Source organism: Streptomyces sp. LE64 (assembly GCF_052606915.1).
This window is the reverse complement of record NZ_CP199708.1, coordinates 2859957-2871997: the sequence shown is the minus strand read 5'-3', so window position 1 is coordinate 2871997 and position 12041 is coordinate 2859957. Positions and strand designations below refer to the sequence as shown.

Annotated in this window: 9 protein-coding genes, 2 pseudogenes and 2 CRISPR repeat arrays; of the genes and pseudogenes, 6 read left to right on the top strand and 5 right to left on the bottom strand. The window is 75.1% G+C overall.

The genetic code is table 11. The features are described 5' to 3' along the window. Window positions 1–81: 81 nt before the first annotated feature. Window positions 82–648, top strand: a complete 567-nt coding sequence (locus ACSMX9_RS12935; protein WP_445402475.1) for a VOC family protein — start codon at window positions 82–84, stop codon at window positions 646–648. Between the two features lie 57 nt (window positions 649–705). Here ACSMX9_RS12935 and ACSMX9_RS12930 read toward each other — a convergent pair whose 3' ends face one another. Then, entirely contained in the window at window positions 706–1860 is a 1155-nt protein-coding gene (locus ACSMX9_RS12930; protein ID WP_445402474.1) for a cobalt-precorrin-5B (C(1))-methyltransferase, read from the bottom strand. A 17-nt stretch (window positions 1861–1877) separates the two neighbouring features. On the opposite strand from ACSMX9_RS12930, the gene ACSMX9_RS12925 reads away from it, so the two are divergent. Beyond that, on the top strand, window positions 1878–2636 hold the full coding sequence (locus ACSMX9_RS12925) for a cobalt-precorrin-6A reductase (protein ID WP_445402473.1): 759 nt from the start codon (window positions 1878–1880) through the stop codon (window positions 2634–2636). Window positions 2637–2678: 42 nt separating this feature from the next. On the opposite strand, the gene ACSMX9_RS12920 is transcribed toward ACSMX9_RS12925, so the two are convergent. The 3 genes from ACSMX9_RS12920 to ACSMX9_RS12910 all read right to left on the bottom strand — a co-directional run bounded on the left by ACSMX9_RS12920 (window position 2679) and on the right by ACSMX9_RS12910 (window position 6408). Next, window positions 2679–4232: a precorrin-2 C(20)-methyltransferase gene (locus tag ACSMX9_RS12920; protein WP_445402472.1), complete on the bottom strand. Its 1554-nt coding sequence runs from the start codon at window positions 4230–4232 to the stop codon at window positions 2679–2681. Window positions 4233–4234: 2 nt separating this feature from the next. Beyond that, window positions 4235–4861, bottom strand: coding sequence for a precorrin-8X methylmutase (locus tag ACSMX9_RS12915; protein ID WP_351239285.1), 627 nt, complete (start codon window positions 4859–4861; stop codon window positions 4235–4237). An 83-nt stretch (window positions 4862–4944) separates the two neighbouring features. Beyond that, window positions 4945–6408 (bottom strand): cobalamin biosynthesis protein CobG, encoded by a 1464-nt coding sequence (locus tag ACSMX9_RS12910; protein WP_445402471.1) that lies wholly within the window; start codon window positions 6406–6408, stop codon window positions 4945–4947. 138 nt (window positions 6409–6546) lie between these two features. Between ACSMX9_RS12910 and ACSMX9_RS12905 the strand changes: the two are divergent. Together ACSMX9_RS12905 and ACSMX9_RS12900 are read left to right on the top strand one after the other, a co-directional pair. After that, window positions 6547–7056 (top strand): annotated as a pseudogene (locus tag ACSMX9_RS12905) (XRE family transcriptional regulator); the annotation flags it as partial. Next, the gene (locus ACSMX9_RS12900) at window positions 7043–7510 is read left to right on the top strand and encodes an NUDIX hydrolase (protein WP_445402470.1); all 468 of its coding nucleotides are present in this window, start codon (window positions 7043–7045) and stop codon (window positions 7508–7510) included. The pseudogene ACSMX9_RS12905 and the gene ACSMX9_RS12900, both read left to right, overlap by 14 nt. On the opposite strand, the gene ACSMX9_RS12895 is transcribed toward ACSMX9_RS12900, so the two are convergent. Continuing rightward, entirely contained in the window at window positions 7498–8061 is a 564-nt protein-coding gene (locus tag ACSMX9_RS12895; RefSeq protein WP_445402469.1) for an HD domain-containing protein, read from the bottom strand. The two genes, ACSMX9_RS12900 and ACSMX9_RS12895, sit on opposite strands and share 13 nt — an antisense overlap. A 268-nt stretch (window positions 8062–8329) precedes the next feature. Then, window positions 8330–9090: direct repeats of the CRISPR family, unit length 28 nt; unit sequence GGACCACCCCCGCGTGCGCGGGGACCAC. A 320-nt stretch (window positions 9091–9410) separates the two neighbouring features. Between ACSMX9_RS12895 and ACSMX9_RS12890 the strand changes: the two are divergent. Further along, window positions 9411–9626 (top strand): annotated as a pseudogene (locus ACSMX9_RS12890) (phage tail protein); the annotation flags it as partial. A gap of 580 nt (window positions 9627–10206) precedes the next feature. Beyond that, a complete protein-coding gene (locus ACSMX9_RS12885; protein WP_445402468.1) occupies window positions 10207–11106 on the top strand; it encodes an NADase-type glycan-binding domain-containing protein in 900 nt (299 codons plus the stop codon). 346 nt (window positions 11107–11452) lie between these two features. Next, window positions 11453–11788: a CRISPR direct-repeat array (repeat unit 28 nt; unit sequence GGACCACCCCCGCGTGCGCGGGGACCAC). Window positions 11789–12041 lie beyond the last annotated feature (253 nt).

Below are 12041 nucleotides of genomic sequence, written 5' to 3'. Positions count from 1 at the left end.
CCGTGGCGGGGACCGCGCCGGCGCGCTGGCCGTCCCCGGCCGCCGGCGCCGTCAGCGGTTGGCCGTCAGGAGGGCGTAGGCGTGCTGGTTCAGTGCCTGGCGCACCTCGTCCGGGGACAGCACGGTGAGCGGGACGGCCAGGCCGAGGAGGTAGGTGGTGAGGCAGGCGGTGCTGTTGCCGCCGATCTCGACCACGGTGGCTTCGGGGCCGTCGGCGCGGTGGGTGCCGATGGTGGGGGGAACCACGCGCAGTGCCTGCTCCAGGGGGAGCGGGAGGCGGATCGTGGTGTGCACGGGGTAGGTCACGCTCGCGATGCCCCGGGAGACCAGTGCCGCGGCGTCGGGCGGATCGGTCAGGTCGGCCGGTTCGTTGGTGAGGCGCAGGCTCACCACCCGGTCGGCGCGGAAGGTGCGCCACTGCCGTTTGGCGACGTCCCGGGCTCCGGCTTCCGCCCTCCCGTCTGGCCCGACCCCGCCCACAGCAAGCAGGCCCACCTGGAGTTGGGCGTCGAGGATCTGGACGCCGCTCAGGAGCGGATGCTCGCCCTGGGCGCCGTCCTGCCTGACTTCCAGCCGAACCCCGAGGCGTGGCGGGTGCTCCTGGACCCGGCGGGTCACCCCTTCTGCCTGGCGACGCACGGCGTCTGAGCCGGTCCGTCCCCGCCGGCCCCGGCGCTCAGCCCCTCGCGGCCCGCGGGGCGACGGTCACGGGGCCGTCCCCGCCCGTCCCACGATCGCCCCGGCCCGGTCGATGCAGACCACGTCGACCCGGACCGGGGCGCCGCGCAGCACGGTCAGGGCCTCGTCCCGGGCGGCGGCGGCGACCAGGTCGCCGAGCGGCACCGCGGCGGCCTCGGCGAGGCGGAGGGCGCCGAGGCCGGTGTTGGCGGTGGCGATCGCTTCGGTGAGGGCGGGGTCGGCGCCGGTCTCGGCGGCGAGGGAGGCGAGGAACGGCTTGTCCACCTGGGAGCGGGCCGAGTGCAAGTCCAGATGGCCCACGGCCAGTTTGGACAACTTGGCGAAGCCGCCGCAGACGGTGAGCCGGTCGACGGGGTGGCGGCGGAGGTACTTGAGGACCGCGCCGGCGAAGTCGCCCATGTCGAGCAGGGCGTCCTCGGGGAGCCCGTACAGCTCGGTGACGGTGCGCTCGGAGGTGGAGCCGGTGCAGGCGGCGACGTGGCTGCGGCCGGCGGCCCGGGCCACGTCGATCCCGCGTCGGATGGAGTCGATCCAGGCGGAGCACGAGTAGGGCACGACGATGCCGGTGGTGCCGAGGATGGACAGGCCGCCGAGGATGCCGAGCCGCGGGTTCCAGGTGGAGCGGGCGAGTTCCTCGCCGTGGTCGACGGAGAGGGTGACCTCGACGTCGCCGCCGGCGCCGTACCGCTCGGCGACCCGGGCCACGTGCTCGCGGATCATCTGCCGCGGGACCGGGTTGACCGCGGGTTCGCCGACCGGCAGCGGCAGCCCGGGGCGGGTGACGGTGCCGACGCCGGGGCCCGCCCGGAACACCACCCCGGCGCCCGGCTCCAGCAGCCGCACCGTGGACCGCACCAGTGCCCCGTGGGTGACGTCGGGGTCGTCGCCGGCGTCCTTCACCACCCCGGCCGTCGCCGTGCCGTCCGGGTTCCGCTCCTCCACGGCCAGGGCGAAGGACGGGGTCTGGCCGCGGGGCAGGGTGATCGTCACCGGGTCGGGGAAGTCGTCGCCGAGCAGCGCCGTGTACGCGGCGGTCGTGGCGGCCGTGGCGCAGGCGCCGGTCGTCCAGCCGGGGCGCAGACCGGTGTGCTTGAGTTGGGCTCCGCGCCCGCCGGCGACGCCGTCGCCCGCGGTGCCCGTGTCCGGGTGGTCAGTGGTCATGAGGGGGGTCCGGTTCCGTGCACGTGTTGATCCTGGGCGGGACGGCGGAGGCCCGCCGCCTCGCCGCCCTGCTCGCCGGGGAGGACCGGAGCGCGGACGGGCTCCTGGTCACATCCTCGCTGGCCGGACGGGTTGCCGCGCCCCGGCTGCCGCCCGGGCGGGTGCGGATCGGCGGCTTCGGCGGGGCGGAGGGCCTCGCCGAGTGGCTGCGCGCCGAGCGGGTGGACGTGCTGGTGGACGCCACGCACCCGTTCGCCGGGCGGATGAGCTTCCACGCCGCCGCCGCGGCCGCCGCGACCGGGGTGCCGCTGGTGGCGCTGCGCCGGGACGGGTGGCGGCCGGTGCCCGGCGACGACTGGCACCCCGTCGACTCGCTTGCCGCGGCCGCCGCCCTGCTGCCCGGCCTCGGCGAGCGGGTGTTCCTCACCACCGGCCGGATGGGGCTGGCCGCGTTCACGGGCACCCCGGAACTGGACCGGCTCTGGTTCCTGGTGCGCTCGGTCGACCCGCCCGAGCCGCCCGTTCCGCCGCGCTGCGAGGTGCTGCTGGACCGGGGCCCGTTCACCCTGGACGGGGAGCGCGGAGTCCTCGCCGCGCACCGCGTCGACGTCCTGGTCACCAAGGACAGCGGCGGGCCCGCCACCGCGCCCAAGCTGACCGCGGCCCGCGAGGCGGGGGTGCCCGTGGTGATCGTGCGCCGCCCTCCGGTGCCCGCGGGCGTGCCGGTGGTGACGGGGCCCGAGGAGGCCGCCCGCTGGGTGCGCGCACGGCGCTGAACCCCGGCCGGCCGCGGGCCCGGCCCCGTACCGGTCACGCCCTCACGCCTCGGGGTAGCGGCGGGGCGTCCACACGACGGTTTCGCCACCGGTGCCGTCGCCGCGCCGCACCCGCCGGGTCTGCGAGGAGCCGACGAGCAGCAGGGTGCGCATGTCGACCTCGGCCGGGTCGAGGTCGGCGAGGCTGACGATCCGGACCCGTTCGCCCTCGCCGCCCACGTCCCGGGCGACCACCACCGGGGTGTCCGGGGCGCGGTGCTCCAGCAGCAGTTCGCGGGCCTTGCCCACCTGCCAGGTGCGGGAGCGGGAGCCCGGGTTGTAGAGGGCGAGGACCAGGTCCGCGCGGGCCGCCGCGTGCAGCCGCTCGGCGATGACCTCCCACGGCTTCAGCCGGTCGGACAGCGAGACGGTGGCGTAGTCGTGGCCGAGCGGGGCGCCGGCCCGGGCCGCCGCCGCGTTGGCGGCCGTCACCCCGGGCAGCACCCGCACCGGCACGTCCCGGTAGGCGTCCTCGCAGGCCACCTCCAGCACGGCGGTGGCCATGGCGAACACCCCCGGGTCGCCGCCGGAGACCACGGCGACCTTCCGCCCGCGGGCGGCGAGTTGCAGTGCGAACTCGGCGCGCTCGGACTCGACCCGGTTGTCGGAGCCGTGCCGCACCTGGCCGGGGCGGTGCGGCACCCGCGCCAGGTAGGTGGTGTAGCCGACGAGGTCGTCGGCGTCGGCGAGGGCGCCCCGCGACTCGGGCGTCAGCCACAGCGGGCCGGCCGGGCCGGTGCCCACCACCACGACCTCGCCGCGCTCCCGCGCCGGCCGTTCGGCGTCGATCCGGCTCGGCAGCACGGCCACCGAGAAGTAGGGGACGGAGTCCTCGGCGACCTCCGCGAGTTCCGCGGTGCGCTCGCCCGCCATGGTGGCCCGCTCCACGTAGCGGGCCTCGGCCAGCCGGCCGGAGGCGTCCAGGGCGCGGCGCACCTTGCCGAAGGTGCGGCCCAGCTTCATCACCACCGCCGAGTCGGTGGCGGCGAGCCGTGCAGTCAACTCTTCCTCGGGCAGCGTGCCCGGCAGGATCGTCAGCACCTCCTCGGCCTCCACCAGCGGGGTGCCCAGGCGGGCCGCCGCGGCGCTGACCGAGGTCACCCCGGGCACCACCTCGGTCGGGTAGCGGTGCGCCAACCGCTTGTGCATGTGCTGGTAGGAGCCGTAGAACAGCGGATCGCCCTCGGCGAGGACGGCGACGTCCCGCCCCGCGTCCAGGTGCGCGGCGAGTCGGGCCGCGGCCTCCTCGTAGAACTCGTCCATCGCCCCGCGGTAGCCGCCGGGATGGTCGGTGGTCTCGACGGTCAGCGGGTAGACCAGACGTTCCTCGATGTGGTCCTCGCGCAGGTGTCGGGCCGCGATCGAGCGGGCGATCGACCGCCCGTGCCGGGCGCTGTGGTACGCCACCACGTCCGCCGCGGCGATCACCTCGACGGCCCGCACCGTCATCAGCGACGGGTCCCCGGGCCCCAGCCCAACCCCGTACAGCCGTCCGGTCACCGCGCCGGTGCCGCTGCTCGTGCCGGTGCCGCTCTCCGTGCCCGTGCCGCTGTCCATGCTCACTCTTCCTCGCTCGCGATGGCGTTCAGCGCGGCGGCGGCCATGGCGCTGCCGCCCCGCCGCCCCCGCACCACCAGGTACTCCAACCCGGACGGGTCGGCGGCCAGGGCGTCCTTCGACTCGGCGGCGCCGATGAAGCCGACCGGCGCCCCGATCACCGCCGCCGGGCGCGGAGCGCCCTCGCGGACCATCTCCAGCAACCGGAACAGCGCGGTCGGCGCGTTGCCCACCGCGACCACGGAACCTTCCAACTTGTCCCGCCACAGCTCCAGCGCGGCGGCGCTGCGGGTGGTGCCCAGCTCGGCGGCCAACTTGGGCACCGCCGGGTCGGACAGGGTGCACAGCACCTCGTTGTCGGCGGGCAGCCGCTTGCGGGTCACCCCGCTGGCGACCATGTTGGCGTCGCACAGGATCGGCGCCCCGGCGAGCAGCGCCGCACGGGCGCGGGCCACCACACCGGGGGAGTGGGCCAGGTCACGGACCAGGTCGACCATGCCGCAGGCGTGGATCATCCGGACCGCGACCCGGGCGACGTCGGCCGGCAGCCCGGACAGGTCCGCCTCGGCGCGGATGGTGGCAAAGGACTGGCGGTAGATCTCCGCCCCGTCCTTCTCGTAGTCGAACACTGCTCTGTCGGCCCTCTCGGCTCGCTCGTCCATCACTGGTCACTCGGCGGGCGCGGGGCCCGTCCTCGGGGACCCCGGGTGCCTCATCGTCCTGCCCGTGCCGCCGCAACGGTAGTCGCGAGCGCTGCGGCTTCCGTCACCGAGGTGCCCCGCACCGTCCCCCCGCGCACCGCGCTGACCTGGTATCCGGTGCCGGTGGCGACCACGTCGACCCGGTCGCCGCGGGGCCGCCCGCACCGGCGGTCGCACCCCGACCAGTGCACCGGCAGGGCGTTTGACCCGTGCACCGGCAGGCCGCCCGGGAGGTGCACCGGCAGGGCGGCGTCCGGGACGGTGCGCACGGTGGCGGCGGCGTCGGCCCGGACATCCGCCAACGCTTTGGCGCAGCCGGGCCGCCCGACGCAGGCGGTGACCCCTTCCCAGGGCCCGTCCGGCGCGGTGACCAGCCCGGTCGCGGCGAGGGCGGCCGACTCGACGGCCCCCGCACCGGGCACCACCACCCCGCGCCACGGCGTCAGCCGCAGCTCGCCCCCGGACCCGGCCGCGGCCTCCAACAGCGCCGACCACTGGTGCGGGGCGAGCCGCCCCAAGGGGACGAGCACGCTGAGCCCCCCGGGCAGCACCCCGGCGACCGGAACCCGCCCGCGCGCGGCACCCCCACCGGAGGCAGAGGCAGAGGCGCCGGCGGAGGCGGACAAGTCGGTGAGTTCGGTGACGTCGAGGAGGTCGCCGACCCCGGCCCGGCGGACGGCGTCGAGCGCGAGCGCCCGGACGGCCCCGGCCCCACCGGGCAGTTCACCGACCCGCCACACCCGCTCGGCACCCCCGGCCCGGGCGGCCTCGGCCGCGGCGAGGAACGCCTCGGCGGCGTGCACGGCGACCCGGGGCGCCGCCTCCGCGGGCACGGCCAGGACGGTACGGTCCGGGCCGGCGCCGATGCGGACGGTCGCGGTGCCCTCCGCTCCGGCGACCAGGGCGATGTCCGGTTCCAGCGCGTCGGTGTCGCCCCGCCCGTCGTCCACCGCGAACAGGAACCGTCCCGACAGGGCGGGCGTCCGCCCGCTCGCGCACACCAGATCGTCCAGCTCGCGCAGCCACGCCCCGACGGCCCGGTGCCCGAGACCGTCCAGCCCGGAGAGCGGCGAGGCGACGACGTTCCGCACCCGTTCGTGCGCCGCGGAGGGCAGCAGCCCCGCCGCGTCCAGCGCTGCCGCCAGCCCCGCCCCGCAGCCCTCGTCCAAGCCTCGCAGTTGGACGTTGCCCCGCGAGGTGAGGTGCAGCTCGCCGTCGCCCCACCGCTCGGCGGCGGCCCCCAGCCCCTCCGCCTGGGCGACGGTCAGCACCCCGCCGGGCATCCGCACCCGGGCGAGTGCCCCGTCGTCGGCCGAGTGCAGCCGCAGCGCACCCGGGCAGGCGTCGTTCCGGCCCCCGGCGGGCGGGGCGATGCCCGGACGGACGGCCGGGCGAAGGCCAGGGCGAACGGCCTGGTGGTCGGTCCGGTGGTCGGTCCGAGGGGCGGCGGGTGGGCGCGGCTGCGCGGTCGGCATCCTGCGAGCGTACCGAGGCCCTTCGCCCGGCCCGTCGCCGATCGACACCGACCGGCCACCTCCCCGTGCCCGGCCGGCGCCTCCGCCCTCGCCGCCTTCTGTGACCATGGCGGGGCTCAACGGCGTAGGAACCTGCTTCGGCCTCGGTGGCTCGCCCTCCTCCAGGACACCCAGCGGCAGATTGACGTCCTGATCTTCTCCGGCACCTTCTTCGCCCAGACCAATCCGCACGTCGCCAGGATGCTCGCCGAGCGCGCGGCCAGCGGGGTGCGCGTACGCCTCTGCTTCGGCGACCCGAGCGGCCACGCTGCCGCCACCCGGGGCCGCGAGGAGGGCATCGGCGACACCCTCGCCGCCAAGATCCGCGCCTCCCTCACGTACTACCGCCCGCTGTTGTCCGAAGCCGGATGCGAGGTGCGGCTCCACGACACCACGCTCTGCAACTCCCTCTTCCGGTACGACGACGACCTCCTGGTCAACCCCCACGTCTGGGGCCAGCCGGCGAGTGCCAACCCCCTGTTCCACCTGCGGAAAGTGGACGCCACCGGCTGGTTCGACAACTACGCTCGGAGCTTCGACGCCGTCTGGACCGGCGCACGGCCCTGGACGCCCGATCACGAGGGGACCGCCACACATGGGCAGGACTGAGTACTACAACGACCCGAACGCTCCCAAGGCCAACACCCTCATCCCCGCAAGCAACCTCCTGGTCGTCGACGACAACGGCGCCATCCTGCTCCAGCGCCGCCGTGACACCGGCCAGTGGGCGCTGCCCGGCGGCGCCCAGGACATCGGCGAGACCGCCGCCGAGTGCGCGGTACGCGAGTGCCTGGAGGAGACGGGGATCGTCGCCGAGGTCACCGGCTTCCTCGGCGTCTACACCAACCCGAACCACATCGTGGCGTACACCGACGGCGAGATCCGCCAGCAGTACGAGAACACCTACATCGGCCGCCCCGTCGGTGGCGAGCCCACGATCAACGACGAGGCCGACGGAGTCCGCTTCGTCCGGCCGGCCGACCTCGACCGGTACGACATCCACGCCAGCATGCGCCAGCAGATCGGCGACTACCTCGCCGGCACCTACCCCTACCTCGGCTGAGCCGCCAGCGCGGCCTCCACCCGCCCCACGGCGGCGAAGATCTCCGGCGCCGCACGCCGGATGAACCGCCCGACCACGCTGTCGTCCCCGTAGCGGCCGAGGATCTCCGCGACCCGCTCCTCGGCGGTGGTCCGGCCGCCGTCAGGCGTGGTCGTCATGTCGCAGTACACGAGCGCGCACACCAGCAGCGGGTCCTCCAGCAAGGGGAACTCGCTCGCGAGCTCCTCCCGTAGCCCCCGCTCCTCGCCCTCCAACAGCGCGAACGAGTGGTTCGCGACCATCCGCACCAGCCGATCGTCGGCCCCGTGCTCGTCGCGAAGGAATCGGGCTCCGTCCAGCGGATGGAACCCCGTTACGGCCAGCCGCGGTGCGTAGCCGACGTCGTGCAGCGTTGCGGCAGCGACGAGGAGGCCGGCGTCTTGGCCGAGAACCTGACCTACTTCGACCGCGCGATTGGCCACTCCCTGCGTGTGCGCCCACCTTCGTGGAAGCGCGCGGCTGAGCTCGGCTTCCGCGACCCGTGCCGCCCACTCCTCGATCAGATCACCCATGCCGGCTCTCTGCCCGGGCTTGGCTCGCACAAGCCTGACCGGCCAAGACGTCAGCAGGACGCAGGCACGTTCTCCCAGAACTCGCAGCTGGGCAGGGTCGCGGTTGAACAGCTGCTGGTGGGAGGGCTGTTCGCAGGCTCTTCGCCCGGCCGACCGACATCGACTCGGCCACCTCCCGTTCCCGGCCGGCCTCCACCTCCGCTGCCTTCTCTCCGTCCCTCCACCTCGACCTCGCCGACCACTACGGCCGCCAGGTTCTTCACCCCGGCGCCGAACCCGGCGTGCGCGGGGACCACCCGACCCGCGGCCTGAGCGGGGGGTCGGGAAGCGGACCACCCCCGCGTGCGCGGGGACCACGCCCCAGGCTGGTACTCCGGCCCCCCGCTCACGGGACCACTTCCGCGTGCGCGGGGACCACGCCGGGGGCCCGAAGCAGAGCATCCCCCGGCAGGGACCACCCCCGCGGGCGCGGGGACCACATCACCGGGGCCACGAACGCGAAGAGGGAGCTGGGACCACCCCCGCGTGCGCGGGGACCACCCGTACAAGGACAACGATCCCGCGAGTACGGAGGGACCACCCCCGCGTGCGCGGGGACCACATCGCCAAGACCTTGCAAGGGCGGTGAGCCATGGGACCACCCCCGCGTGCGCGGGGACCACGACGCCACCGGCACCTGCCGGCTCAGCGTCGCGGGACCACCCCCGCGTGCGCGGGGACCACGGTGTCCAAATACAGCTCAAGAATGCAACTGGGGGACCACCCCCGCGTGCGCGGGGACCACGGTGTCCAAATACAGCTCAAGAATGCAACTGGGGGACCACCCCCGCGTGCGCGGGGACCACCAGCAGTCCGCCAAGGATCTCGGGGTGGGCGTCGGGACCACCCCCGCGTGCGCGGGGACCACCACCGGCGGCGCCGGCTGGATCGTCGAAGGTACGGACCACCCCCGCGTGCGCGGGGACCACGACTCAATTTCTGAGCCGTGCGGATGGCGCGAAGGACCACCCCCGCGTGCGCGGGGACCACCCTTCCTGACCTGCGGCGTTAGTCGGGCAACACCCGGTTTTCCTTGAGAACTTGAAAATCCGGCAAAAGCCTCAAAATCAACAATCTCATCCTCATGCCCCCGAGTTCGAGCGTGTAGGTACCCGCCCCCGCCCCCCTTCCCGCGCCGAGGCGGAAGAACGGGGCCGGGCACGAGTATGCCTCCTCCCGACCGCGAGCCGGGCTGGACCACGGGTCAGGCCGCCCCGCACCTACGGGCTGAACGGGGGCGCCCCTACGGCTCGGGCAAGCTCGTGGGGGTAGGCGTCGCGGAGCGGCACCCGGAACCCGGCGTCCGGGAGCCGGAGATCACCGAGAGCGGCGGCGCCGACTGGAACGCCCGCCCGCTCGGCCCCTTCCCGGGCCGTCCCCGCCCGTTCCTGCACGTCGCCGTACGGCTGCCCGACCCGAAACCCTCCGACGCCCACCGGCTGGACGCCCTGGTCGCCGCCGCCCGCCCCGCCCACATGCCCTACACGGTCGAAGTGACCGCCTCGGAAAGGAATCCGGAGAAATGACCACGCAGAACTGCCCCGAGTGCGGGACCCCCCGGAACCGGGCCAGCCCTTCTGTGACGCGTGCGGCGCCGTGCTCAGCTGGGACCAGACCCGCGCCCCCGCATCGTGTCCCCCGCCTTCGGTAACGAGGGCACCCCGCCGACCCGCACCCCGGGCAGCCCGAACGGGGCGGGACGCCACTCTCGCCGCCGCCACTCCCGCTTCGGCCCCGGGCGCTCCGGACGGCACGGCTCCCGGCACCCCGGACGGCCCCCTCGGCGCCGAGCACGTCCGCCCCCAGGCCCGCCGTCCGTCGCCCCCCGCGCCCGACCCGGCGGGTGCGGCGGGCGGAGTGGGCGCGGCGGCGAGCACGGCGGGGGCGGCGGGCATAGCGGGTGCGGCTCCTGCCACACCCGCGCCCCCGGCAGCCCCCACCGGGGGACCGTCAACCCCGGCCGGACCGCCCCCGGAACGCTCCGGCGCCCCGCACCCCCAGGAGACCGTAGCGGCAGCGCCCCCCACCACTCCAGTGCCTCCAGTCACCCCAGCCGCGACACCACCCGCCTCTCCTTCCCCCAACCCCCACGTACTCACGGACACCATGTCGGACCGGGCCCGTTCCCTCCTGGTCCCCGTCTCCGACCCCGCCGCGCCCGCGGCGCCCCCCGCCGTCGCCCCGGTCCTGCCCGGCCGCCCCGACGCCGCCCGCCCGCAGGTCCGCGCCCCCGGCCACCAGTCCGAGGCCACCAACGGCCCTGCCTGCCCCTGGTGTTCCACCCCCAACTGCCCCGACCGCCACTACTGCGCCCGCTGCGCCATGCCCCTGGCAGCGAGCGACAAGGACCAGCCCACGGTGCGCCCGCCGTGGTGGCGCCGGCTCTTCGGCCCACGGCGTCAGGAGACCCCGTGGGCGGGCGACCGCCCGCGTCTGCGCCGGGTCTTCGACCGCATCGGCACCTGGATCACCGTCGCCGTGGTGGCCACGCTGATCGTGCTCGGCTTCGTGTACGTCCCCGACGGCTTCCGGTACGCCCGCGACCACTTCGCCAAGCGGGTCGCGGTCACGCCCGACGACATCACGGCCTCGCGCTTCTTCCCCGGCCACCGGCCCGATCTGCTCATCGACAAGGTCAGCGACACCTGGTGGGAGCCGGGCATCACCCAGTCCGGCAAGGGCGAGTGGATCGAGGCCACCTTCGCGGAGCCGACCCGGCTGCTGGACGTGATGATCACCTCGGGTCAGTCCGGACGGGCCAACACGATCAACAAATCGGCCGTGCCGCACCGCATCAAGGCGACGATCACGATGGAGGACGGCTCGACCAAGACCCGCCACCTCACCCTGGACAAGATCGCGAGCCCCCAGGCCCGCCCATTCCGCGTCGGCGTGGTCACCAAGGTCCGCTTCACCATCGAATCCGCCTACGGGGCCGCCTCCGACAAGCAGCTGGCCATCGCCGAACTCGAATTCTTCGGCCCCTCCAAGGCCAACAGGTCCTGACCCCAACCCTTCTGGCGAACACCCCGTTGGCCGGGCGCTGGCTGTGGCGTGCGCGACGCACGGGGCCCCGGGCCGTTGGGGGGAGAGGGGCGAAGCCCCAACCCGGCGGCCCGGAAGGCCCGCTGGCCCGGGAGCCCCGTCGGCGCCGTGGCGTACCTGTGCCAGCGCCGACAACCTTCACCGGGCCCTGGCCCCGGCCCCGGCCCGGGTTCGGAGTCCCGGGCCGGTGCCTACGCGCACGCCGGGACCACCAAAGCCGGTCCCGGCATCCGAGGACGGCCCCGGGGCCGTCCCAGAGTGCGCGGGGAGCAACTATGACGGACGCTGCACGACGCGTTCGTTCGGTGGACCACCCCCGCGTGCGCGGGGACCACAGCGGTTCCGTCCGGGGATGACGGAGGGGCGTGGGACCACCCCCGCGTGCGCGGGGACCACCCCCGCCGGGGGGGGGCGGAAGCCCCCGGTGGGGGGGGACCACCCCCGCGTGCGCGGGGACCACCGAGCCAGTGCCCTCGGGGAGCGCAGCGAGCAGGGACCACCCCCGCGTGCGCGGGGACCACTGCGCGGACTGCTACCGGCGCGGGGGGATCGGGGGACCACCCCCGCGTGCGCGGGGACCACTCAGAGGAATCGGCGGCCCTGGAGCGCCTCGGAGGACCACCCCCGCGTGCGCGGGGACCACCCTTCCCGACCTGCGACGTTAGCCGACCAACACCCGGTTTTCATTGAGAACTTGAAAGTCCGGCAAAGAGTTCAAAAGGTTCATTTAACCCCCCGTGGTCCTGGCCTCAGTAGAAGTATCCCCCTCGTGGCGCAGCTTGCCGTCGCCCTACCCTTCGGCGGCGACCCGCAGTAGCAGCGCACCCGGGCAGGCGTTGTGCGTCGTCCCGACCCCGGCTGGCGGGGCGGTGCCGGGACACATGGCATGGTGAACG

Excerpts from the sequence above, each read along its gene's own strand:
- ACSMX9_RS12930 (WP_445402474.1), bottom strand. The coding sequence starts at position 1,860 with ATGACCACTGACCACCCGGACACGGGCACCGCGGGCGACGGCGTCGCC.
- ACSMX9_RS12920 (WP_445402472.1), bottom strand. The coding sequence starts at position 4,232 with ATGGACAGCGGCACGGGCACGGAGAGCGGCACCGGCACGAGCAGCGGC.
- ACSMX9_RS12910 (WP_445402471.1), bottom strand. The coding sequence starts at position 6,408 with ATGCCGACCGCGCAGCCGCGCCCACCCGCCGCCCCTCGGACCGACCAC.
- ACSMX9_RS12900 (WP_445402470.1), top strand. The coding sequence starts at position 7,043 with ATGGGCAGGACTGAGTACTACAACGACCCGAACGCTCCCAAGGCCAAC.
- ACSMX9_RS12895 (WP_445402469.1), bottom strand. The coding sequence starts at position 8,061 with ATGGGTGATCTGATCGAGGAGTGGGCGGCACGGGTCGCGGAAGCCGAG.
- ACSMX9_RS12885 (WP_445402468.1), top strand. The coding sequence starts at position 10,207 with ATGTCGGACCGGGCCCGTTCCCTCCTGGTCCCCGTCTCCGACCCCGCC.